This window comes from Novosphingobium umbonatum (assembly GCF_004005905.1).
Classification (GTDB): domain Bacteria; phylum Pseudomonadota; class Alphaproteobacteria; order Sphingomonadales; family Sphingomonadaceae; genus Novosphingobium; species Novosphingobium umbonatum.
Genome location: NZ_SACO01000001.1, coordinates 101,025 through 124,073, shown reverse-complemented (window position 1 = coordinate 124,073; position 23,049 = coordinate 101,025). Strand labels below are relative to the sequence as shown.

At 63.4% G+C, this 23,049-nt stretch carries 19 protein-coding genes and 1 tRNA gene; 11 read left to right on the top strand and 9 right to left on the bottom strand.

The window, feature by feature from the left end; translation table 11 throughout:
- Positions 1-138 precede the first annotated feature (138 nt).
- From EOE18_RS00465 to EOE18_RS00445, 5 genes are all read left to right on the top strand, one after another.
- Positions 139-816, top strand: coding sequence for a hypothetical protein (locus tag EOE18_RS00465; protein ID WP_164852617.1), 678 nt, complete (start codon positions 139-141; stop codon positions 814-816).
- A gap of 133 nt (positions 817-949) precedes the next feature.
- Positions 950-1,025: transfer RNA gene (locus EOE18_RS00460), tRNA-Ala, on the top strand.
- Between the two features lie 141 nt (positions 1,026-1,166).
- On the top strand, positions 1,167-2,243 hold the full coding sequence (obgE, locus tag EOE18_RS00455) for a GTPase ObgE (protein ID WP_127705114.1): 1,077 nt from the start codon (positions 1,167-1,169) through the stop codon (positions 2,241-2,243).
- Positions 2,244-2,361: 118 nt separating this feature from the next.
- A complete protein-coding gene (gene proB, locus EOE18_RS00450; protein ID WP_127705112.1) occupies positions 2,362-3,492 on the top strand; it encodes a glutamate 5-kinase in 1,131 nt (376 codons plus the stop codon).
- A gap of 2 nt (positions 3,493-3,494) precedes the next feature.
- Positions 3,495-4,421, top strand: coding sequence for an NAD-dependent epimerase/dehydratase family protein (locus EOE18_RS00445; protein ID WP_246027180.1), 927 nt, complete (start codon positions 3,495-3,497; stop codon positions 4,419-4,421).
- Between the two features lies 1 nt (position 4,422).
- On the opposite strand, the gene EOE18_RS00440 is transcribed toward EOE18_RS00445, so the two are convergent.
- The 8 genes from EOE18_RS00440 to EOE18_RS00405 all read right to left on the bottom strand — a co-directional run bounded on the left by EOE18_RS00440 (position 4,423) and on the right by EOE18_RS00405 (position 12,351).
- Positions 4,423-5,232, bottom strand: a complete 810-nt coding sequence (locus EOE18_RS00440) for a phosphoadenylyl-sulfate reductase (protein ID WP_127705108.1) — start codon at positions 5,230-5,232, stop codon at positions 4,423-4,425.
- 5 nt (positions 5,233-5,237) lie between these two features.
- The gene (locus EOE18_RS00435) at positions 5,238-5,672 is read right to left on the bottom strand and encodes a DUF934 domain-containing protein (RefSeq protein ID WP_127705106.1); all 435 of its coding nucleotides are present in this window, start codon (positions 5,670-5,672) and stop codon (positions 5,238-5,240) included.
- Entirely contained in the window at positions 5,665-7,320 is a 1,656-nt protein-coding gene (locus EOE18_RS00430; RefSeq protein WP_127705104.1) for a nitrite/sulfite reductase, read from the bottom strand. Before EOE18_RS00430 ends, EOE18_RS00435 begins: the two co-directional genes overlap by 8 nt.
- Entirely contained in the window at positions 7,320-7,610 is a 291-nt protein-coding gene (locus EOE18_RS00425; RefSeq protein WP_127705102.1) for a DUF2849 domain-containing protein, read from the bottom strand. Before EOE18_RS00425 ends, EOE18_RS00430 begins: the two co-directional genes overlap by 1 nt.
- A complete protein-coding gene (gene cobA / locus EOE18_RS00420; protein WP_127705100.1) occupies positions 7,607-8,383 on the bottom strand; it encodes a uroporphyrinogen-III C-methyltransferase in 777 nt (258 codons plus the stop codon). The genes EOE18_RS00425 and cobA overlap by 4 nt, the downstream gene beginning before the upstream one ends.
- Positions 8,384-8,473: 90 nt before the next feature.
- A complete protein-coding gene (metC, locus tag EOE18_RS00415) occupies positions 8,474-9,709 on the bottom strand; it encodes a cystathionine beta-lyase (protein ID WP_246027179.1) in 1,236 nt (411 codons plus the stop codon).
- A 24-nt stretch (positions 9,710-9,733) separates the two neighbouring features.
- Positions 9,734-10,597, bottom strand: coding sequence for a 3-mercaptopyruvate sulfurtransferase (sseA, locus tag EOE18_RS00410; RefSeq protein WP_127705098.1), 864 nt, complete (start codon positions 10,595-10,597; stop codon positions 9,734-9,736).
- Positions 10,598-10,740: 143 nt separating this feature from the next.
- The gene (locus EOE18_RS00405) at positions 10,741-12,351 is read right to left on the bottom strand and encodes a hypothetical protein (protein ID WP_127705097.1); all 1,611 of its coding nucleotides are present in this window, start codon (positions 12,349-12,351) and stop codon (positions 10,741-10,743) included.
- Between the two features lie 140 nt (positions 12,352-12,491).
- On the opposite strand from EOE18_RS00405, the gene queF reads away from it, so the two are divergent.
- The 6 genes from queF (at position 12,492) to EOE18_RS00375 (ending at position 22,388) form a co-directional block, all read left to right on the top strand.
- Entirely contained in the window at positions 12,492-12,977 is a 486-nt protein-coding gene (queF, locus tag EOE18_RS00400; RefSeq protein WP_127705095.1) for a preQ(1) synthase, read from the top strand.
- 117 nt (positions 12,978-13,094) lie between these two features.
- Positions 13,095-15,302 carry an RNA degradosome polyphosphate kinase gene (locus EOE18_RS00395; protein WP_127705093.1) on the top strand — a complete coding sequence of 736 codons (2,208 nt, stop codon included), beginning with the start codon at positions 13,095-13,097 and terminating at the stop codon, positions 15,300-15,302.
- Positions 15,303-15,311: 9 nt separating this feature from the next.
- Positions 15,312-16,820: a Ppx/GppA family phosphatase gene (locus tag EOE18_RS00390; protein WP_127705091.1), complete on the top strand. Its 1,509-nt coding sequence runs from the start codon at positions 15,312-15,314 to the stop codon at positions 16,818-16,820.
- A 97-nt stretch (positions 16,821-16,917) separates the two neighbouring features.
- Entirely contained in the window at positions 16,918-17,868 is a 951-nt protein-coding gene (locus EOE18_RS00385) for a UDP-2,3-diacylglucosamine diphosphatase (RefSeq protein WP_246027178.1), read from the top strand.
- An 8-nt stretch (positions 17,869-17,876) separates the two neighbouring features.
- Positions 17,877-18,938 carry a glycosyltransferase family 4 protein gene (locus EOE18_RS00380; RefSeq protein WP_127705785.1) on the top strand — a complete coding sequence of 354 codons (1,062 nt, stop codon included), beginning with the start codon at positions 17,877-17,879 and terminating at the stop codon, positions 18,936-18,938.
- 69 nt (positions 18,939-19,007) lie between these two features.
- Positions 19,008-22,388 carry a hybrid sensor histidine kinase/response regulator gene (locus EOE18_RS00375; RefSeq protein WP_127705089.1) on the top strand — a complete coding sequence of 1,127 codons (3,381 nt, stop codon included), beginning with the start codon at positions 19,008-19,010 and terminating at the stop codon, positions 22,386-22,388.
- Here the strand turns inward: EOE18_RS00375 and EOE18_RS00370 are convergent.
- Entirely contained in the window at positions 22,371-23,012 is a 642-nt protein-coding gene (locus tag EOE18_RS00370) for a response regulator transcription factor (RefSeq protein WP_127705087.1), read from the bottom strand. The genes EOE18_RS00375 and EOE18_RS00370 overlap by 18 nt on opposite strands.
- Positions 23,013-23,049 lie beyond the last annotated feature (37 nt).

The following is a 23,049-nucleotide window of genomic DNA, read 5'->3' as shown; positions in this document are numbered from 1 at the left end:
GTAGCGCGGGGCGGCAAGGAGTTTTCCACCGATCCGCGCCGGTCTGACGGACGAGACAAGACAGAAGCCGGAGTGTCGCTTGGCACTCCGGCTTTTTTTGTGGCACAGGGCCGACCATAAAAGGAAATGAGGTTGACCATGCGCAAGTTGAGCAAATTCTGGGTTCTGGCCAGCGTGGCAGCTTTGGCCGCTTGCGGCGAGAAGGCGCCGCCGCCGGTGATCGCTCCGCCGCCGCCCCCGCCCCCGCCGCCGCCTGCCCCCGAACCGGTGCAGCCGCGTCCGCTGCCGCCCGTTGGCGCAACCGACAATGTGAAGATCCCTGCGGTTGGCGCCGATGGTATGCGTCACACGATTCTGGTCGATTCCACCGGTGAGCAGCTGATCTGGAACTTCCGCTCGGCCTTCAATGTTGCGGCGCTTAACTGCACCGCGCCCACCCATCTGGAAATCGCCGACCACTATCGCGCTTTCCTCAAGACCCACGCCAAGGGCTTGAAGCAGGCCAATGCCGGTGTGGATACCGCCTTTCGCAAGCTGCATGGCGCCAAATTCTTGCGTGAGCGCGAGACCTATATGACGCAGGTCTATAATTTCTTCGCTTTCCCGCCCACCCAGCCCAAATTTTGCGATGCCGCCCTTGTGCTGGCGCGGGAAAGTAAGCTGATTGCGCCCAAGGATCTGCCCGCCTTTGCCCAGCGCAGCTTTGGTACTTTTGGCAGCGTTTATGAACAATTCTATCGCGATTATGAGGCTTATCAGGCCAAGCTGGCCGCATGGGATGCCAAATATGGCGCGCGGGTAACGTCTACCCAATAAGTTGCGGGGCGGGCTAAATTTGCGCGCCCTGTAAATTTGGGGCTTCCCTGCCTCAGCCTGCTAGGCTAAGGGAACGCCTCTCGCGATCGAGGTCATGGGATTCCCATGATCCGATTGCAACTCGCACTGGAACGGGGCCGTAGCTCAGATGGGAGAGCGCGTCGTTCGCAATGACGAGGTCAGGGGTTCGATCCCCCTCGGCTCCACCAGATGCGAAAGACCCGTCGGCCCAGCCTGACGGGTTTTTTCGCATTGGCATGGGCTTCCCTTTCGGGGAGGCATGGTTCTGGAGCATCATAGCGGGCGTTCACAGCGGATATTGGCCCCCGCCGCACAGGACACGGATAAACATGCATTTTCTCGATCAAGCCAAAATCTATATCCGTTCCGGCAGCGGCGGCCCCGGCGCCGTGGCGTTCCGCCGCGAAAAATATGTCGAATATGGCGGCCCCGATGGCGGCGATGGCGGCAAGGGCGGCGATATTATTTTCGAAGCGGTGGCGGGGCTGAACACGCTGATCGACTTCCGCTATACGCAGCATTTCAAGGCAGCGCGCGGCGGCGGCGGCATGGGCAAGAATCGCACCGGCGCCAGCGCGGAAGATCTGGTGATCAAGGTGCCGGTGGGCACGCAGATTCTGGACGATGACCGCGAAACCGTGCTGCTCGACCTGACCGAGGCGGGCCAGCGCGAGGTGTTTCTGCGCGGCGGCGATGGCGGTCGCGGTAATGCCAGCTACAAATCCTCCACCAACCGCGCCCCGCGCCAGCATGGCCCCGGTTGGCCCGGTGAGGAAATGTATGTCTGGCTCCGTCTGAAGCTGCTGGCGGACGTTGGTCTTGTCGGCCTGCCCAATGCGGGCAAGAGCACCTTCATCAATCAGGTGAGCAACACCAAGGCCAAGGTGGGCGCCTATGCTTTCACCACTTTGCGCCCGCAATTGGGCGTGGTGCGCCACCATGCGCGCGAATTTGTGCTGGCCGACATCCCCGGCCTGATCGCGGGTGCCGCCGATGGCGCGGGCATTGGCGACCGCTTCCTTGGCCATATCGAGCGTTGCCGTGTGTTGATCCATCTGATCGACATTGCGGGCACCGATAAAGACGGCAATGTGGTCGAGCCGGTTGAGGCGTTGGAAATCGTCGAGGAAGAGCTGGAAGCCTATGGCAACGGCCTTGAGGACAAGCCGCGTCTGGTGGTGCTCAACAAGGTCGATCAGGCCGATGCCGAATTGATCGAGGCCTATCGCGAGGAATTGCTGGACGCAGGCGCGGACGAGGTTTTCGCCATTTCCGGCGTCAGCGGCTATGGTATCGACAAGTTGATGGATGCAGTGGTGGCCCATCTGCCCGCCGCCACGGTCACCGAACGCCCTGCCGGTGAGCAGGAAGAAGAAGACGATACGCCCTGGTCGCCTTTGGGCTGAACCCTTGCACGGGGCGGCGAACTATGGGCCGCCCCGTCAATCTCCCAAGAGGCACGTTTCGGCGCAAAGGGTGATCCTGCCCTTTCCCCTTCCGCTCCTTTAGCTTAAGCGGCCACCCATGCCTAATATCACTTCCCTTTCCGATCTGGCGAATGCCGCGCAAACGCCCCGTCTGGTCATCAAGGTCGGATCGGCGCTGTTGGTGGACAAGGCGGGCGCACGCCGCGCTTGGCTGGAGGCGCTGGTGGCCGAAATTGCCGCCGCCAAGCAGCGCGGGCAGGATGTGATTGTGGTTTCCTCCGGCGCGATTGCTTTGGGCGCGCGGCGTTTGGGGCTGGAAAAGGGCGGGCGCGGTAGTCTGGCCGATGCGCAGGCCGCCGCCGCCGTGGGGCAGATCGCGCTGTCGGGCCTTTGGGCGGAATTGCTGGGGCAGCACGGGCTGACGGCGGCGCAATTGCTGTTGACGCTGGAAGATCTGGAAGACCGCCGTCGCTATTTGAACGCTACGGCTACTTTGGGCCGCTTGCTGGATGCGGGCGCGGTGCCGGTGATCAACGAGAATGATTCGGTTGCCACGCAGGAAATCCGCTTTGGCGACAATGACCGCCTTGCCGCGCGTGTGGCGCAGGCGGCGCGGGCTGATGTGGTGTTGTTGCTGTCGGACGTGGATGGGCTCTATGATCGCCATCCTTCTGAGGAAGGGGCCAAGCTGCTGCCGGTGGTGCATGGCATCACGCCGGAAATCCGCGCCATGGCCTCGCCGGTATCGGGTTCTGGCATGGGCAGCGGGGGCATGATTTCCAAGCTGCAGGCGGTGGAAATTGCCGAAATGGCGGGCATCGCGCTGGTGATCGGCAATGGCACGCAGGATCAACCGCTGGCGCGTGTGTTTGGCGGGGTGGGAACGCTGTTCCTGCCGCGCGGGCGTAAACAGGCGCGCAAGGCTTGGCTGGGCGGGCGTATGCGCCTCAAGGGGGGCTTGGTGGTGGACGCTGGTGCGGCGCGTGCCCTTGCGCAGGGCGCCAGCCTGCTGGCCGCCGGCATCACTGCGGTCGAAGGCAGTTTCAGCCGTGGCGATGCGGTGGCGATCCGCGATGCTTCGGGGCAGGTGTTGGCCCATGGCCTGTCGGAATATGATGCGGCCGAATGTGCCGCGCTGATGGGGCGGCAATCGGCCGACCACGCAGAGATCCTGAGCTATGCCCCGCGTTCGGCGGTGGTGCATCGCGATCAATTGGTGATGGTGTGAATTTGGTGAAATTGGATGCGCCGCTGGTGGCTCTTACCGGCGGCACGGGGTTTGTCGGGCAAACATTGCTGGATCTGGCACTGGGCGAGGGGATGCAGGTGCGTGGGCTGGCCCGCAACCCTTCCGGTGAACGCGCAGGACTGGACTGGGTGCGCGGCGATCTGGGCGACCGGCAGGCCTTGCGCGCCATGGTCGAAGGCGCCGAAGTGGTCATCCATGTCGCCGGTGTGGTCAATGCCCATGACCCCGATGATTTCGACCGCGCCAATGTCGAAGGCACGCTCAATGTGATCGAGGCGGCCCGCTCAGCTGGCGTGCCGCGTTTTATCTTCGTCTCCTCGCTCTCGGCGCGGGAGCCGGAGCTGTCACGCTATGGCGCATCCAAGGCGCGGGCCGAGGGCTTGGTCAAGGCCAGCGGGCTGGACTGGACCATCGTGCGCCCTCCGGCCATCTATGGCCCGCGCGATCGGGAAATGTTTGAACTGTTCCGCGCGGCCAAATGGGGCGTGGTGCCGGTGCCTGCGGGCGGGCGGGCCAGCATGATCCATGTCGAGGATTTGGCGCGGCTGTTGCTGGCCTTGATTCCGGCCAGCGAGGATGTAACCGGCCATTGTTTTGAGCCCGACGATGGCATGGCCTATGGCTGGGCGCATGAGGATATGGCGCGGGCGATCGGCGCAGGGCTGGGCAAAAGGCCGCTGGTGCTGGGGCTACCCGCCTGGGCCTTGCGCTTTGGCGCGAAGGTGGATGGTTTGCTGCGCGGGGCCAAGGCTAAGCTGACGGCAGACCGTGTGGGCTATATGACACATCCCGACTGGGTGGTCAGCGAGAGCGCCGCGCCGCCCAAGGCGCTGTGGCAGCCGCAGGTGGAAACCCGCAGCGGGCTGGCGGCGACCGCGGAATGGTATCGCCGCGAGGGCTGGCTGTAGTTTAAAACACCGGCTCGTAATCGGGCGGTAGATCACCCTTGGGCGGGATCACGCTGCTGACGCTGCTGGCGTCGGACACGTGGATGCCGCATTCGGTCTTGTCCCAACCGCGCCAGCGGCCCGAACGGGGGTCTTCGCCTTCGGCCACCTTGCTGGTGCAGGGTGAGCAGCCGATGGAAGGATAGCCCTGCGCTACCAAGGGGTGCGCGGGCAGGTCATGCTCGGCGAAATAGGCGGCCAGAGCGGCAGCGTCCCAATCGATCAGCGGGTTGACCTTGATCCGGCCCAGCGCATCGCTGGTGTCCAGCTCAAAGCGGGGCAGGCCAGCGCGGGTGGCCGCCTGAAAGCCTTTGCGGCCGGTGATCGCACTGTCAAAACCCTGCATGGCGGCGGCCAAAGGCGCCACCTTGCGGATCTCGCAGCAACCATCGGGGTCATAGGACCAGCGCAGTCCCGCCTCGTCGCGCTTGGCCAGAACTTGCGCATCGGGGGTAAGGTTCACCAGCCCCGTCAGGCCCAGCTGCGCCACCAATGTATCACGATAGGCCAGAGTTTCGGCGAAATGCTTGCCCGTATCCAGAAACAGCACCGGCGTTTCCGGCGCGATCTGCGCCACCAGATGCAGCAGCACCGCGCTTTCCGCGCCAAAGCTGGATACGACCGCAAAACGGCCAGCCACGCCTTCCTTGGCCACGGCCAGCAGCAAGTCCTGCGTGCTGGCCTCGGCAAAGCGTTGGTTCAGTGCGGCGACATCCTCGGCCGTGAAACGGGCAGAAGTGTCGATCACGTCTTTATAGCGTGGCTGGCTCATTTTACTTACTGTCCGTGCCGCAGGGCCCAGATCGGCTTGCGCCCATCCACGACCGTCGCCTGATAGACCTGGGGCCAGGTGGCCAGCGCGGTCTTGATTTGATCGGCGTCCAGCACATCCTTGGGCGCGATGGCGTCAAAGCCGCAGCGCTGCAGATGGGTCAGCATGTCCACGCCAATATCGCCGCTGGCGCGCAATTCGCCCTTATAACCAGCCTCGCGCAGGATGCGCGCGGTGGAGAAACCACGGCCATCGGTAAAGGCGGGGAAGGTCACTTCCACCAGCGCCAGACGGTCCAGATGGGCCAACAGGACGCGGGCGTCCTCGCCGGGCTGGATCACCACGGCGGTGGCGTTGGTGTCGGCGGCAAAGGCGTCGAGCGATACGGTGGGGGCAGTGGCCGCAGGGCCATCACGCAGCAGGATCTGGGGATCAGCCATAGATCGCCTCCTTGAAAGGTGCCATGCCAAGACGGCGATAGGTGTCGAGGAAGCGTTCGCCTTCCTGACGCTGGGCAAGGTAGAAATTGGTGGCCTTTTCCACCGCATCCACAATGCCATCCTCGTTGAAGCCGGGGCCGACGATCGAGGCGAGCGAGGTGTCGGCGCCTTCGCAACCACCCAGCAGCAACTGGTAATTCTCCACGCCCTTGCGGTCGACACCCAGAATGCCGATGTGGCCGGCATGGTGGTGGCCGCAAGCATTGATGCAGCCGGAAATCTTCAGTTTCAGCTCGCCGATTTCCTCTGCCTTGGGGGCCATGCGTTCGGCCACCTTCTGCGCGACGGGGATCGAGCGGGCATTGGCCAAAGTGCAATAGTCCAGACCGGGGCAGGCGATGATGTCGGTCACATCGTCCAGATTGGGCGTGGCCAGTTCGGCTGCGACCAGAGCCTGCCACAGGGCAAACAGGTCGGCCTTGCGCACATGGGGCAGCACGATGTTCTGCGTGTGGGTCACGCGCAGTTCGTCAAAGCTGTAGCGCTTGGCCAGATCGGCCATTACGCGGATCTGTTCGCCGGTGGCATCGCCGGGGATGCCAGCCTTCACGCTGCCATCTTCCTGACGGGTCAGCGCCTTCAGGCTGATGGTGGCGATGGCATAGCCAGCGGCCTTATGCGGCGCGGTATTGGCCTTCACCCACTTGGCGAAATTGGCGTTGGACAGGTCGATCTCGTCCGGCAGACCGGTTTCGAAAGCCGGATCGGCGAAATAGGTCTTGATCCGCTCCAGCTCGGCCAAGGGCGGTTCGATCGCCAAGGTTTGCAGATGGGCGAATTCTTCCTCCACCTGACGGCGATATTCTTCCAGACCCAGTTCATGAACGAGGATCTTGATACGCGCCTTGTACTTGTTGTCGCGGCGGCCATAGCGGTTGTAGACGCGAAGGCAGGCCTCGGAATAGGTGATCAGCTGATCGAGCGGCACAAATTCCTTCACCAGCGGCGCGATGATCGGGGTGCGGCCCATGCCGCCGCCCACATAGAAAGCGCAGCCGATTTCGCCCGCATCATTCTTCACAATGCGGATGCCGATATCATGCAGGCGCATCGCGGCGCGGTCGGTTTCCGAGGCAATCACGCAAATCTTGAACTTGCGCGGCAGGGCGAGGAATTCGGGGTGGAAGCTCGACCACTGGCGCAGCAATTCGGCATAGGGGCGCGGGTCGATCAATTCGTCGGTGGCGGCACCGGCATATTGGTCGGAGGAGATATTGCGGATGCAATTGCCCGAGGTCTGGATCGCATGCATTTCCACACTGGCCAGATCGGCCAGCAGGTCGGGCGTGTCTTCCAGCTTGATCCAGTTATACTGGATGTTCTGGCGGGTGGTGAAATGGCCGTAACCGCGGTCATACTTGTCCGCAATATCGCCCAGCATCTTCATCTGCGCGCCTGACAAAGTGCCATAGGGCACGGCCACGCGCAGCATATAGGCGTGGAGCTGGAGATAGAGGCCGTTCTGCAGGCGCAGGGGGCGGAATTTCTCTTCGCTCAGCGTGCCTTCGATGCGGCGGCGGGTCTGGTCGCGGAATTCGGCGACGCGGGCATCCACCATCGCCTGATCATATTGGTCGTAAAGATACATCAGAGCACCTTGGCTGGCGTGGCAGAGGGATCAAGCGAGAGGTCAAGCCGCACGGTGGGGCCCAGCGCGCGGATGCGCTCCTTGATATGGTTGGGGCGAATGCCATCGGCATCCTGTGTGGCGTCCACCAGATAAGCGCCATTGACGCGGCGGGCGGCTTCCTCGGCAGCGATAGTGGCAGCGCCATCCTCGCCCGCTTCCACGGCCTCGTTCACATGGAGCGACCAGCCTTGCCCCGTCCACCAGATGACCGCACCGGTCTTCAGGTCATTGCCTGTGATGATCTTCACTGTTGAGCCTCCAGCGCCATCTGGCGCAATGCGATGTCGGCGCGGGCGGTAACCGCGCCAATGATGATTAGGGCCGGGCTTTGCACCTTTTCGCGCTCCACCAGCGAGGTCAGCCCCGCCAATGGCCCGCGCAAGACGCGCATATCAGGCCTTGTGGCATTTTCCACCACCGCCAGCGGCGTTTCGGGGGAAAGACCATCGGCGATCAGCTTGTCGGCGATCATCTCGGCTGTGGCCAGCCCCATGTAGATCACCAAAGTGCGGCCAACACCGGCAAGGCCTGCCCAGTTCTGGTCGGTCAAACCCTTGCATTGGCCCGAAACAAAGCTGACGACGCTGGCATTTTCGCGATGGGTCAAAGGTAGCAGGGCAGCAGCGCCCGCGCCAATCGCGGCGGAAATGCCGGGAACGACTTCCACCTCGACGCCCGCGGCAAGGCAGCTTTCCGCTTCCTCGCCACCACGGCCAAAGATGAAAGGATCGCCACCCTTCAGGCGCAGCACATCATGGCCCGCCTGCGCCTCGCGCACCAGCAGGGCGTTGATCTCGTCCTGCGGCATGGAATGGCGGCTGCGGCGCTTGGCCACGCAGATGAAGCGTGCGGCGGCTGGCGCCATGGCTAGAATGCGCGGATCGACCAGACCATCATGCACCACCACCTTGGCCACCATCAGCAGGCGTGCCGCGCGCAGGGTCAACAGATCGGGGTCGCCCGGACCTGCGCCAACCAGCCATACTTTACCGTAGGCCTTTGTGGGGGATTTGTCGCTCATGCTGCCTCCCTTGGCCAAAGCGGCGGCCAAGGGGAAGGCAGAATGGCTTGGGGTGGGGCAAGGGAAAGTTTTGGCGCGGAAACTTCGCGTTTAAACGGCAGCTTGCGCCCAGATGGTGAAAGCCTGTTCCAGATCCGCGATCAGGTCGCCCGCATCCTCCAGGCCAATGGCTAGACGCACGCCAAACACATCTGCGCTGTCCATTCCCGCGAACGGCCATGCGCTGGCCGTGCGGACGCGGGCAGGGTCGAGCGGCGTGGCCAGACTTTCAAACCCGCCCCAGCTATAGCCTATGCCAAACAGTTGCAGCGCATCGATGAAAGCATCGCGCGCCGCGCCAGTGCCGCCCTTGAACACAAAGCTGAACAGGCCGCAGCCGCCGGTGAAATCGCGTTGCCATAGCTCATGCCCCGGCGATCCGGCCAGCATCGGGCACAGGACCTTGGCCACATCGGCGCGCTGTTCCAGCCATTGGGCGATGCGCAAGCCGGTGGCCGCGCTGCGTTCCAGACGCAGACCCATCGTGCGCAGGCCGCGCAGCACCAGCGCCGCATCATCGGGGCTGACCACCGTGCCCAGCATTTGCGAATGGCGGCGCAGGCGGTCGAACCATTCCGGTCCCGCCGCCGCGCTGCCCATCATCACATCGCTATGCCCGCCCGCATGTTTGGTCAGCGCCAGCAGGGTGATATCCACCCCATGGCGCAAAGCCGCAAAGCCGGTGGGGCCAGCCCAAGTGTTGTCGAGGATCGAGACCATACCATGCTCACGCGCCATCGCGGCAAGGGCTGGCACATCGCAGACTTCCATCGTCAGGCTGCCCGGCGATTCGAGCAGGACTGCACGCGCCTTGGGGCAGAGCGCCGCCTTGAAGCTGGCCAGATCGCAAGGGTCGAACCAGCGCGTCTCCACACCGATATCCGCCAATATGCCGCGAGCCAAATTGCGGCTCGGTTCATAGGCATTGTCGGTCATCAACAACACATCGCCGGGTTTCAGCACCGCCAGCAACACGCCCGCAATCGCTGCCACGCCGCTGGGGTATAGCACCGTGCCAGCTGCTTCCGGCTCCAACTGGGTCAGCGCCTCGCTCAATGCCCATTGGGTGGGGGCGCCGCGGCGGCCATAGTAGAACCGCCCGTCCTCGTTAAAGGCATGGCCTGCCCGCAGCGCCGCCATATCGGGATAGAGATGGGTGCTGGCCCGCCAGACGGCGGGGCTGACCACGCCTGAAGGATGGCCTTCGATGCCGGTCCATTCCGGACGGCGGCCCGCCAGCACCAGTTTCGTATCCGTGTTCAGCGACTCAAGATCTTGGGCGGACAAATCACTTCCTTTAAGCGTTGATGCTCAGGCTGTTGCGCGGTTGGGTTGCGCGGGGCCGGTTTCCTTGGGCAGGGCAGGGTCTGCACCCCATTCGGCCCAGCTGCCATCATAGAGCGCCACATCATCCTTGCCGATCAAATGCAAGGCAAAGATCAGCACGCAGGCGGTGATCCCGCTTCCGCAAGAGGTGATGATCGGGCGGGACAGATCGACGCCAGCGTCTTCAAACACGGCGCTGATCGCGGCTTTGTCCTTGAATGTGCCATCGGGCTGGTACAGCGCGGTATAGGGCACATTGAGAGCGCCGGGAATGTGGCCCGCCGCCATGCCAGCGCGCGGTTCAGGGGCTGTGCCGGCAAAGCGGGCCGCGCCGCGCGCATCCACCACCTGTTCGGCGCGGCTAGTTATATTGGCCAGCACCTGGGCCTTGTCGCGCAGGCGCTCGCTGGCCTGCCACGCGGTGTAATGGCGGGTGCGCAAGGTTTTGACGCCCGATTCCACCCCGCGCTGCTCCAGCGCCCATTTGCCAAGCCCGCCGTCCAGAATGGCCACATTCTGCGCGCCAAACAGCTTGAGCATGAACCATGCCCGCGCGCTGCTATGGATCGCGGAATCGTCATAGACCACGATGCGGCTGCCATCGCCAAGGCCCAGCGTCTGCATGCGGCTGGCGAATTTCTCCGGCGCGGGCAGAGTGTTCTCTACCGGCGCGGCAGGGTCGGCAAGACCTGCCAGATCCATGAACACCGCACCCGGGATATGGGCGGTTTCATATTCGTCCCTTGCGTTGCGACCCGCATCGGGCAGATGGCTGCTGGCGTCTACGATGCGTATATCACAGGCTACACTATCGTCCGCCAGCCATTGTGTGGTGACAAGGCTGTCCATTCGCGCGCGCTCCTCCTTCGCTGCGAAAGCGAAAGACCTAAGCGTCAAACGATGCCACGGCAATGGGCTATCTTTGGAAAACAGCGCCTACGCGTCTGCCCGCAGGAGAAAGGACGTGTTGCGTTGCAAAGATGTAACGGTTTTCAGACTTTGGTCTGATGTTTCTGGGGTTTTTCCAAAGTCATGGCGCGCTGGGCCAGATCGTCAAGGTTAACAAGCCCCGCATCGAGCCGGATTGGAGCTAATGTTTTTCCTTCCCCGTCATCCTGCGCCTTGCCGACCAGAAAGCCTGCCTCGGTGCGATAGGGGGCAAATTGCGCCAGCGCGCCGCTGCGTGAAGCCTCGATCGCCACTTGCACCATGGGCACGAACAATTCGGCCCCGCCCAGCACAATCGGACTGACCTCGGCCAAGGGCAGCTTTAATTCGCCGGAAAATTCCACTTTTCCGCCCGCGCGCAACATGGCGTGGCTATGCACATCCTCCGGCCCCACGGCATCGCCATCCGGATCGGCCAGCGCGGCCAACAGCATAATCGGGCCCAAAGGTTCCTTGGCGCGGTTATGCAGCGTCAATTTGTAACGCAGCGCCGCCTGCGTCAGCGAGGTGGTGAAACGAGTCGGCACCAAGGCGACCATCAGCGCCCGCTTGGGCAGGTCGGGGATCGCGGCCGTCGATTCGCTTTCGGTCCATGGCTCCACATCGGCAACGGGTGGCGGTGGGGCGGGGATGGGGGCTTCGGTCAGGCTGGCAAACAGGGGGGATGGGCGGAAGGCGGCGGGGGCTTCCTCCGTGATTTCCGATTCGACGGACTCATCCTCGATGTTCTCTTCGGCCCAATCCTCGTTTGCCTCAGCTGTGGGCGAGAGGTCTGTCGCGCTATCGTCGATGGTGATGTCCACCAGGCCCGATGGGCTGGCGGGCGCAGTTTCCGGAGACTGCCCCAGATCGCGGGCGGCAAGGAATTGCTCGCGCAGGGCGGCCAGTCTTGCGTCCGGCGCATCTTCCTCGGCCAGCACGGGCAGGGGGGCAGGCTGGATTTCGGCGGGGGCGACCGGTTTGCGCAAAGAGCGGTAACGCGCGGCGGCTTCCTGCTTTTCGGCGGCGGCTTGGCTCTTGGCCTCGGCTGCTTTGCTTTTGGCTTCGCGGCGGGCCTGTTGCTTGGCTTCACGCCGATCTTGCCATTCCTCATGCCATTGGGACAGGCGGGTGTGCAATTGCAGGCGGATCGCCGCCGCGCCCAACAACAGCGCCGCGGTCAAGCCTGCCGCCAGTTCCAGCGGCCACCAGCTTTCCTGCCCCAGTTCTGCCGCGCTATCCTGACTGGTGGCTTCCGGCGGAACCACCAGGGGGTCATCCGCTGGAGGGGATGTCAGCGGGGCAGGCGGTGTCCCTGTTGGCGCTGCCGTTGGCGTTGGTGCCATGGTGGCCACTGCGCTGGGTGCAGGTGAATCGCTGGGCGCAGGGGTGGCGCTGGCCTTGGCTACAGTTTTGGTGCTGGCCGGTTTGTCGGCCTTCTTCTCGGTAGGTTTGGCGCTGGAAGAGGTGGCGGCAGGCGTAGTCCCGCCCAACAGGTCAAACGATTGCGCCGCCAGAGGCGCAGGTGCGGCGACCAGCACCAGAACAGGCAGCGCCAAAACAGGCAGCGCAAAAAGGCCCCAAGGCCCCGAACACGCCTTGCGTGCCCAGCCCTGTGGCTGCCCTGCGGCAGGTCGCCGGGCCGGAATGGGGTCCAGATCTCTTGTTCTTGTCATCCTGCCTTTGTCATGGCTTGCCATGGCATGGGGCCTACGCAATTTCATAAGCATAAACCACGCAGGGCCATGATCCAAGCTGTGAGTTGCACTTATTCGACAGCTTGTTCTCTGGCTTCTTTATCGGCAAGTGTGGCTTCATGAGCGATTCTTCCCAAAACTCCCCCTCCGCCGCCCCTTTGATGCCCAAATTTCTGGGTCAAAACACCGGCCTGCCCGCCTCGCCCGAAGAGGCAGTGCTCGATTACGTGCCCAATCCGCGCAAGGGTAGCCTGTTTCTGGTACGTTTTGCCGCGCCGGAATTCACCTCGCTGTGCCCAGTCACCGGCCAGCCCGATTTCGCGCATCTGGTGATCGACTATGCACCGGGCGAAACCATCGTGGAATCCAAGTCGCTGAAGCTGTTTCTGGGCTCCTTCCGCAACCATGCCGGTTTCCACGAGGATGTGACCGTGGGTATCGGCCAGCGCCTGTTTGAGGAAATGCGTCCGCAATGGTTGCGCATTGGCGGTTACTGGTATCCGCGCGGCGGCATTCCCATCGATGTGTTCTGGCAATCGGATGCGCCGCCCGCCGGTCTGTGGGTGCCCGATCAAGGGGTGGCCTCCTATCGCGGACGGGGTTAACATCAGGGGGTGGGTAAAGCTTTCCTTGTCATGATTGTGTAACAGGATGACGAGAGGGAAGCTGGCCCACCCCGATTATGCGGCCACACAGGCCAACAGGGACAGCTAAGGACGATCATGCAAGCTGCCGATATTGCCGCCCAAGCTTCCAATTTTCCGGCGCCCGAAACACAGGCTGGGGTTGAACCGGTTCTGACCCCGTTGGACCAGATGCCCAACCGTTTCTTCAACCGCGAGAAATCCTGGCTGGCCTTTAACCAGCGCGTGTTGAACGAGGCGCGCAACGAGCATTATCCCCTGCTCGAACGCCTGCGTTTCCTGTCCATTTCCGGTAACAATCTGGACGAGTTCCTGATGGTGCGCGTGGCCGGTCTGGCCGGACAAGTGCGCCGCCAGATCGCCGAAGTGTCCATCGACGGCCTTTCCCCGCCGCAGCAATTGGCCGCCATCCGTGATCGGGTGGTCAAGCTGGAGGCGATGCAGCAAGAGGTGTGGCAGGAGTTGCGCACCGAACTGGCGGGTGCAGGCATCACCGTGGTGGACGAAGCGGGCCTGCGCGGCCTGTCCTCGGACCAGACGGCGTGGCTCAAGGATTATTTCCTTGAACGCATCCTGCCGGTGATCACCCCGCAGGCGATTGATCCGGCGCATCCTTTCCCCTTTGTGGCCAATGGCGGCATGGGCCTGTTGATGAGCCTGACCCGCATGGCGGACAATTCGCCCATCATGGAGATGGTGCTGATCCCCGCCGCGCTGCCGCGCTATATCCGTATCCCCGGCGAAGAAGCCTGCTATATTGCCATCGCAGACCTCATCTGGCTCAACGCCAATGCGCTGTTCCCCGGCTTTCAGGTCGAAGGCCATGGCGTGTTCCGCGTCTTGCGCGACAGCGATATCGAAATCGAGGAAGATGCCGAGGATCTGGTGCGCTATTTCCGCACCGCGATCCAGCGCCGCCGCCGTGGGCAGGTGATCATGTTGCAATTGCAGGGCGATTTCGACCCTGCGGCCGAACAATTGCTGCGTGAACAATTGCGGCTCGACCATGCCATCGTGATCAAGGCGGCAGGCCCGATCGACATGGCGGGCCTGTCGGCCATTGTGGATGAAAAGCGGCCCGAGCTGAAATTTGAACCCTACAGCCCGCGTTACCCCGAACGCATCCTTGAACACGATGGCGATATTTTCTCCGCCATCCGCGAAAAGGATCTGGTGGTCCATCACCCATACGAAAGCTTCGAGGTGGTGATCGACTTCCTGCGTCAGGCCGCCGCCGATCCCGATGTGGTGGCGATCAAGCAGACGCTGTATCGCGCGGGCAAGCAATCCTCGATCATCAACGCTTTGTGTCAGGCCGCCGAGGCGGGCAAGTCGGTCACGGCGGTGGTGGAATTGAAGGCCCGTTTCGACGAGGAACAGAACCTCCATTGGGCCAGCCAGCTGGAAAATGCCGGCGTGCAGGTGATCTATGGCTTTGTGGATTGGAAAACCCACGCCAAGATCAGCATGGTCGTGCGCGCCGAGGGTGAGGGCTATCGCACCTATTGCCACTTCGGCACCGGCAATTACCATCCGATTACGGCGCGTATCTACACCGACCTGTCCTATTTCACGGCTGAAGCGGGCATCGGGCGCGACGCCAACCAGATTTTCAATTTCATCACCGGCTATGTTGAACCGCGCCGCACGGCTTTGCTGGCGGTGGCGCCGGTCTCGCTGCGGGATCGGCTTTATGGCTGTATCGAGCGCGAGATTGCCAATGCGCGCGAGGGCAAGCCTGCCCAAATCTGGGGCAAGCTCAATTCGTTGACCGATAGCGCGTTGATCGACCGGTTGTATGAAGCGAGCCGTGCCGGTGTCGAAGTGCGCTTGGTGGTGCGCGGCATTTGTTGCCTCAAACCGGGGGTGCCGGGCCTGTCGGAAACGATCAAGGTCAAATCGATCATCGGGCGTTTTCTGGAACATAGCCGCATCTGGGCCTTTGCCGGCGGGCAGGCCTTGCCCCATCCGCGCGCCCGCGTGTTCATTTCCAGCGCCGATGGCATGAGCCGCAATCTGGACCGCCGCGTGGAGGTTCTGGTGCCGATCCGCAACAAGACGGTGCATGATCAGGTGCTGGATCAGGTGATGATGGCCAATCTCATTGATACCGAACAAAGCTGGCTGCTCAATGCCGATGGCACCTATGACCGCGCCGAACCGGGCGAGCGGCCTTTCAATGCCCATCGCTATTTCATGACCAACAGTTCGCTATCGGGCCGTGGCGGCGCTTTGGCTTCTGGGCGCAAAGTGCCCAATCTGGCCTTGCGCCGTGGTCGCGGTTAAGGGCAGCCGATGATTCGCAGTCGTCACACCGCTCCCGCTCCTGCCTTGCCCGATGACGGGCAGCAAAGGGCCATTATCGACATCGGTTCGAACACGGTGCGTATGGTCATTTACGGTGGGCCGCAGCGGGCGCCTGCCGTGCTGTTCAACGAGAAGGTGACGGCAAGGCTGGGCCGCGGCGTGGCCGAGAGTGGCAAGCTGTCGGGCAAGGGGATGGCGACCGCTCTGGCCGCTTTGGCGCGGTTTGCGCGGCTGCTGGAACTGCGCGGCGTGACCGATGTGGATACGGTGGCCACGGCGGCGGCCCGCGATGCGCGCAACGGTCCTGAATTCATCGCCCAAGTGGCCGCTTTGGGCCTGTCCCCGCGCCTCCTGTCGGGCGAACAGGAGGCTGAAGCCAGCGCACAAGGCGTGCTGTCGGCCTTTCCGGGGGCTGCCGGTGTGGTGGCCGATCTGGGCGGGGGCAGTCTGGAACTGATCGACATCGCCCATGGTCAATCGACTCATGGGGTCAGCCTGCCTTTGGGCACTTTGCGTCTGGCCGCGCTGCGGGCCGACGGGCCGGAGAAATTCACGCGCCGTATCCATAAAATGCTGACCGAAACCGATTGGGCGGCCCATAGCGGGCAGGTGCTTTATCTGGTGGGCGGTTCTTTGCGCGCCTTGGCACGTTTTGCCATGGTGCAGCAGAATTGGCCGATTGACGATCCCCATGGCTTTGATGTCACGCCCGAAGAAGCGGCCAAGGTAGCGCGCAGTCTGGCAGCGCGGGCGCGGGACGGGGAAATGCCGGTGATTTCGGGCGTTTCTGCCTCGCGTCTGGCCAGCCTGCCCGATGCGGCGGCGCTGTTGGGCGTGCTGGTGCGGGAATTGAAACCGGCGCGGATTGTCTTTTCGGGCTGGGGTCTGCGCGAAGGCTTGTTGGCCCAGCGGATGCCTGCCGATGTGGCGGCGCAAAATCCGCTGATCGCGGGTGTCTCGGCCTTTGTCGATGCGCAACAGACGGGGCTTGCCGCCGCTTCGGCCAAAGTGGCGGCATGGACCGGTGCTGTCGCCGGCGCGACAGGCGCGCGGGATGATGCCTTGCGCCTTGCTGCCACCATGCTGGGGCTGGCCTCCTTGCGCAGCGAACCTAATTTGCGCGCCGAACAGGCGGTGCAATGGGCCTTGCGCAAGCGCTGGATCGGGCTGGACAAGCGCGGGCGGGGCATGTTGGCGATGGCGGTGCTGGCCAATAGTGGCAAGATGGAGCCGCCGGCGGAACTGTTGCGTCTGACCCCTGCGGCAGATTTGCGCGTGGCGGCGGGTTGGGGCTTGGCTACTCGACTGGCGCGGCGTTTTTCGGGCGGCGTGACTGACGTGCTGGAACCTTCGCGCCTGAGTGTCGAGGGGCGGGAACTGGTGCTGAGCCTGCCGGAAAACCTGCGCGATCTATGCACCGATGTGACCACCAAAGACATGCGCCTGTTGGGCGAATGGCTGGATTTGGCGCCGCAGAAACCGGTGTTTGTGGGCTAGCACTTCGACCCTGTCACGGAATTGACTTGGCGCGGTCATGGCCGTGCAATGCGACTCGCCTATGCGCGGAACCCGAAGATTGACGGGGGTTTCGCCGATGATGAACAGCGCCGGTCCGGCGGAAACGCTTTCCGCCTTTGCCCAGTTTTCGGCCGCCTCACCCAAGGGCGAGCGGGGCGGCATTGCCGCCTGGCTGGATCAACCAGAGCCGTTTGACGCCAAGGGCCTGCGCCCCAAGCGCCAATTCCGTACGGTGTGGATTTCGGACATCCACCTTGGCACACGCGGCTGCAATGCGGCGATGCTGGTGTCTTTCCTGCGTTCCATCGAGACCGAAACGCTCTATCTAGTGGGCGACATCATCGATGGCTGGCGGCTGAAAAAGGGCTGGTATTGGCCCGATGAACATAATGAGGTGATCCGCCGCATCCTGAAAATGGCGCATCGGGGTACGCGGGTGGTGTTCATTTGCGGCAACCATGACGAGATGCTGCGCCCCTATGCGGGGCTGACCTTTGGCGGGGTGGAATTGTTGCTGGAGGCGATCCACCATACCGCCGACGGACGGCGCTTGCTGGTGGTGCATGGCGATGCCTTCGATGCCATTGTGTTGTATCATCGCTGGCTCGCCTTTCTGGGCGACAAGGCTTACGAGTTGATGATGCAGCTCAACATCGCGTTCAACGCGGTGCGGCGCCAGTTCCACCTGCCTTATTGGTCGCTGTCGGCCTATTTGAAAAAGCGGGTGAAGAATGCGGTGCAATTTATCGGCCGTTACGAGGATGCGGTGGCCCATGCCGCCTTGGAGCGCAAGGTGGATGGCGTGGTTTGCGGCCATATTCATTCGGCCGAAATCCGCCAGTTTGGTGCGGTAACCTATTATAATGACGGTGATTGGGTGGAAAGCTGCACCGCCTTGACCGAGGATTTCAAGGGCCAGATGGCCATTCTCGACTGGGCGCAGGAAATGCGCCTTTATGGCGAGACGCAGGGCAAGTCGCGCAACCGCCAGCAGGATGAAAGCGCCAGCGAGGCGTTACCGGCATGAGCGCCCCCTTGCGTATCGCTTTGGCATCGGATGCGTGGTTTCCGCAGGTCAATGGTGTGGTCCGCACTTTGGCCGCCACGGTCGAACATCTGCAGGCGCGCGGGCATGAGGTGGAATTGATCACGCCCGATCGGTTCCTGACCATGCCCATGCCGCTCTATCCCCAGATCAGGCTGGCCATGGCACCGCGCTTTACCGCTCGCCGTATTCTGGGCGAGTTCCGTCCCGACATCGTGCATATTGCCACCGAAGGGCCGATTGGTTGGTCGGCGCGGGGCTGGTGTATGGCGCAGAAAATCCCCTTTACCACCGCGTTTCATACCCGCTTTCCCGAATATCTGTCGGTCCGCACCGGACTGTCGGTGGAATTGTTCTGGCCGGTGATGCAGCGTTTCCATGGGGCGTCGCGCGCGGTGATGGTGGCCACGCCCAGCCTTGACGCGGAATTGACCGAACGTGGCCTGCCGCAGACCCGCCGCTGGAGCCGCGGGATCGACCATGCGCAATTCACGCCCGATGGGCCGATGCTGCCCGAGATGGCCGATCTGCCGCGCCCGATCCTGCTCAATGTGGGCCGTGTGGCACCGGAAAAGAATATGGAAGCCTTTTGCGAGCTTTCTACCGTCGGCAGCAAGGTGGTGGTGGGCGATGGGCCTGCGCTGGCCGAGATGCGGCGGCGCTATCCCGATGTCCATTTTCTGGGCGCGAAATCGGGGGGGGCGTTGGCCAGCGCCTATCGCGCGGCGGATTGCTTTGTCTTCCCCAGCACGACCGACACTTTCGGACTGGTAATTATCGAGGCTCTGGCCTGCGGCGTGCCGGTGGCGGCCTATCCGGTGGCGGGGCCGCTGGATATTCTGGGCGCGGACGGGCGTGGGGAGGGGCGGCTTAGCGAAACGCCCGTAGCATGCCTTTCCGATGATCTGGCCCAAGCGGTCAGCGGGGCGCTGGGGCTGGACCGGCGGGCAGCCGCAGCCTTTGGCGGCACATTTTCGTGGGAACGCGCCACCGACCAGTTCCTTGCCGCAATCGCCCACGCGCTCGATCCGGAGATCGCCTCGGCGGCCTGACCCTGCTAACCCGCTTGCCAGCCCTGCTGCGCCCGTTACTCTGCGCTGCAGGGGGATAGGATAGGCCAGATGGGTTTGGGATTGGCGGCGCTTTTCGCGCTGGCGTGGATCGGCGTTTTGTTCACTGTGGCGGCCTGGGCCGAGGCGAAGGCTTCGCGCCGCCTGCCCCGCCTGCGCTTTGTCGCCTATACGCTGGCGCTGGGCGTCTATTGCTCCAGCTGGACCATCTATGGCGCGGTGGGCTCCATGGTGCGCGAGGGGTGGAATTATCTGCCCATCTATCTGGCACCCATGGCCTTGCTGCTGCTGGCCCCTGCTTTCTTGCGCCGCCTGTCCGCCGCCGTGGCCGAGGAGGAGGCGACCACGACATCCGACTTTATCGCCGCGCGTTTTGGCCATGATGTGGTGGTGGCGCGACTGGTCACGGTGATCGCGCTGGCGGGCAGCGTGCCCTATATGGCGCTGCAATTGCGCTCTATCGGCAATGCTCTGGCGATTATCACCGATCGCGCCTTGGTTGTGCCCACCATGGGTGTGGCGGCACTGCTGTTGGCCTTGTTCGCCATCCTGTTTGGCGCAAGGCGTTTTGAACGGGCGGGGCGCTCGGAGGGCATGGTCTATGCCATCGGGCTGGAATCGGCGATCAAATTGCTGGCTCTGGCTTTGGTCGCCGGTTTGGCGATCAGCCTGCTGGCCGATAGCAGCGCGGCGCAAGTGGCCAAGGGGCTGGCCATGCTGGCCCCGCGTTTTGATCCGGCGCATCTCTCGCTTGAAACGCTGGTGATTGCCTTGCTCTCGGCCTGTGCGGTGCTGGTGCTGCCGCGCCAGTTCTATATGGCTTTGGTAGAGGCGCGCAGCCGCGATGATCTGCCCCGCGCGCGTTGGGGTGTAGCGGCCTATCTGGCGGTGATGGTTCTGCTGGTGGTGCCGATTGCCTTGGCGGGCGTGATCGTGCTGGGCGGGCAAGTGGTGCCCGATTTCTATGTGCTGGATTTGCCGCTAATGACCGGCCATCGCCTGATCGCAGCGGGGGCGTTGATCGGGGGAATTTCGGCAGCGGCGGCGATGGTGATCACCGATGCCACGGCGCTGGCCACGATGGTGTCCAACGACCTGATCTTCCCCAGCCTGTTGCGCGGGGCCAGCGCGGCAGAGGCTCCGGTGGCGGGCCAATTGGGGCGGCGGATGCTGGTGGTGCGCCGCGCCTCGATTCTGGGCGTGGTGGCGCTGGCTTTAGCATGGGCCTTGTTGATCGATCCGGGGCAGAGTCTGGCCTCAATCGGGTTGGTGGCCTTTGCCGCCATGGCCCAATTCACGCCCCATCTGTTGCTGGCCATGGGCGGGCGGCAACGCGATGCGGCGGCGGCGAGGGCCAGCCTATTCGCTGGTTTCCTACTGTGGCTTTACACGCTGGCTTTGCCGCCGATCCTGCCGATGGCATGGCGCGAGGCGCTGGCGTCCGGCCCGTTCGATCCCTTGCGCCTGTTTGGCATCGGCCATGCGCCGCCCTTGGTGCATGGCGCGTTCTGGAGCCTAGGCGTCAATCTGGCGGTCTATGCCATGGTGGCCGCGCGCAAGGTGCAGGGAAATCCGCTGCCGGTGCTGATGGGCTGGCAGCGTGAAGTGTCGGACCTGTCGGACCTGCGCGATCTGGCGGCCAGTTTCATCGGGCGGGAGCGCGCCGAGCTGGAATTTCCCCAAGCCAAGCGCGGCATGCCGATTGACCGGCGCAGCGCGCAAAAGGCCCGCAAGCTGATTGCCGCCGTGGTGGGCACCAGCTCGGCCCGCGCCTTGGTGGCCAGCGCGTTGGCGGGTGGGCGGATGAGCCTTGCCGCGGTTACCCGCCTGCTGGATGAACGCGGGCAATCGCTGAGTTTTTCCCGCCAATTGCTGGCCGCCACGTTTGAAAATATCGAGGCGGGCATCAGCGTGGTGGATGGCGAACTCAATCTGGTGGCGTGGAATTCGCGTTACGAGCAATTGTTCGATTACCCTGCAGGCATGCTCTATGTCGGCGCGCCCGTGGCCGATCTGATCCGCCATAATGCGCGGAGGGGCGATTTCGGGCCTTGCGCGGACGCGGAGGATATCGAGCATCACGTGGCCAAAAGGCTGGCCCATTTGCGCCGGGCGCAGGAATATGTGTTTGAACGCCACCGGCCCGATGGTCAAGTGATCAAGATGGTGGGCGGGCCGATGCCCGGCGGCGGCTATGTCACCAGCTTTATCGACATGACCGAGGAAGCCAGCATCCGCGCCGAGTTGAAACGCACCTTGGCCGGATTGGAGCAACGCGTGGCCGAGCGTACGCGGGCCTTGTCGGAAGCCAATCGCCAGTTGGCGGCGGCGGATCGGGACAAGACGCGCTTTCTGGCGGCGGCCAGCCATGATCTGTTGCAGCCCTTGCATGCCGCGCGCCTGTTCACCGCGGCCCTCTCGCGCGAGGCTAGCGAGCGTTCAGTGCCTTTGGTGCGGCAGGTGGATAATGCGATTGTGGCGGCGGAAGACTTGCTGCGCGCCTTGCTCGACATTTCCAAGCTGGACGCGGGCGGGGTGCAGGCGCGGCCGGAACCTTTGGCTCTGGCGCCCTTTCTGGCTGATCTGGTGGAAGGGTTCCGACCGCAGGCAGAGGGCAAGGGGCTGACGCTGAGGCTGGCTCCGGTCCCTGATTTGGTCGTCCGCACGGATGCCGGCCTGTTGCGGTCGCTGTTGCAGAATTTCATCGCCAACGCCTTGCGCTATACGGTGGAGGGCGGGGTGCTGGTGGGGCTGCGTCGGCGGGTCTTGGCGGGCGAGCCATGGCTGCGGCTGGATGTGTTGGACACAGGCGTGGGCATTCCGGCGGACAAGCAGGAGGCGATCTTTGCCGAATTCACCCGTCTGGGCGAGGTGGAGGCCGAAGGTCTGGGGCTGGGGCTGGCCCTGTCGCGGCGGATTGCGCGCTTGCTGGGGGCGCGGATCGAACTGGCATCGACGCCCGGACGGGGCAGCCGGTTCAGCCTCTATCTGCCGATGGGAGAGGCTTTGCCTAAGCCCGAGGCCAGCAAGGCCGTCACACCGATCGCGCAGGTGGCACAGATGGCGCTGGATGTGCTGGTGCTGGACAATGACCCGCGCACGGTGGAGGCCAGCGTGGCTTTGTTAAAGGCCTTGGGCCATCGCCCGCATGGCGCTTTGGATGGAGATACAGCGCGGGCGTTGCAGGCAAGGCTATCGATGGATGCGGTTTTGGCAGATTTTCGATTGGACACGCCGGAGGAAGATGGGTTGGATGTGGTGGCCAGCCTTCGCATCGCCCAGCCCGACCTGCCTGCTTTGTTGATCACCGCCGAAACCAGCCCCGACATTCGCGCCCGCGCCGAACATATGGGCGTAACCATGCAGGCCAAACCTGCCTCGGTGGAGGGGATAGAGGGTTTTCTGGCGCAGATTTCAGTGTTGCAGGTCTAGGCCCAGCGAGCGCGCGACCAGCGCCGCCTGCGTGCGGTTGCGCACGTCCAGCTTGCGCATGATGGCGGTCATATGCGCTTTGACTGTGGCCTCGGCGATGCCCAGATTATGCGCGATCTGTTTGTTGAGCTGCCCGTCCAATACCGCCAGCAGGACTTTGAGCTGGGTGGGGGTAAGGCCCGCTACCTCGCGGCGGATCTTGTCCATCTCGGCCTGATCTTGCTGGATCGGCGAGGGGGTGGCGGGGGCGAGGGGCGCGCCGACGACTTGGGCAATGGCGGCCTCGATGGCGCCCAGATCGGCGTCTTTCGACAGGAATCCGATGGCGCCAAAGGCCCGCGCCTCTTGCTCCACGCCCGCGCCTTCCGCGCTGGAGATCACCAGAATGGGTACATCGGGCTTTTCGGCGTGCAGCAGGGCAATGCCCGAATAGCCCAAGGCGCCGGGCATTTTGAGATCAAGGATGATCAGCGCCAGATCGCCCGCATCCGCTGCCGCCCGCGCTGCGGCGGTCAAGGTGCCTGCCTCCACAATCCGCGCCAAAGGCATCACCCGCCCCACAGCCAGAATGAGCGCTTGCCGGAACAGCGGGTGGTCGTCGGCAATCAGAACAGTCTGAGTCATCGAAGGGGAGCCTTTTGTCCTCTTGTGTTTATCAGCA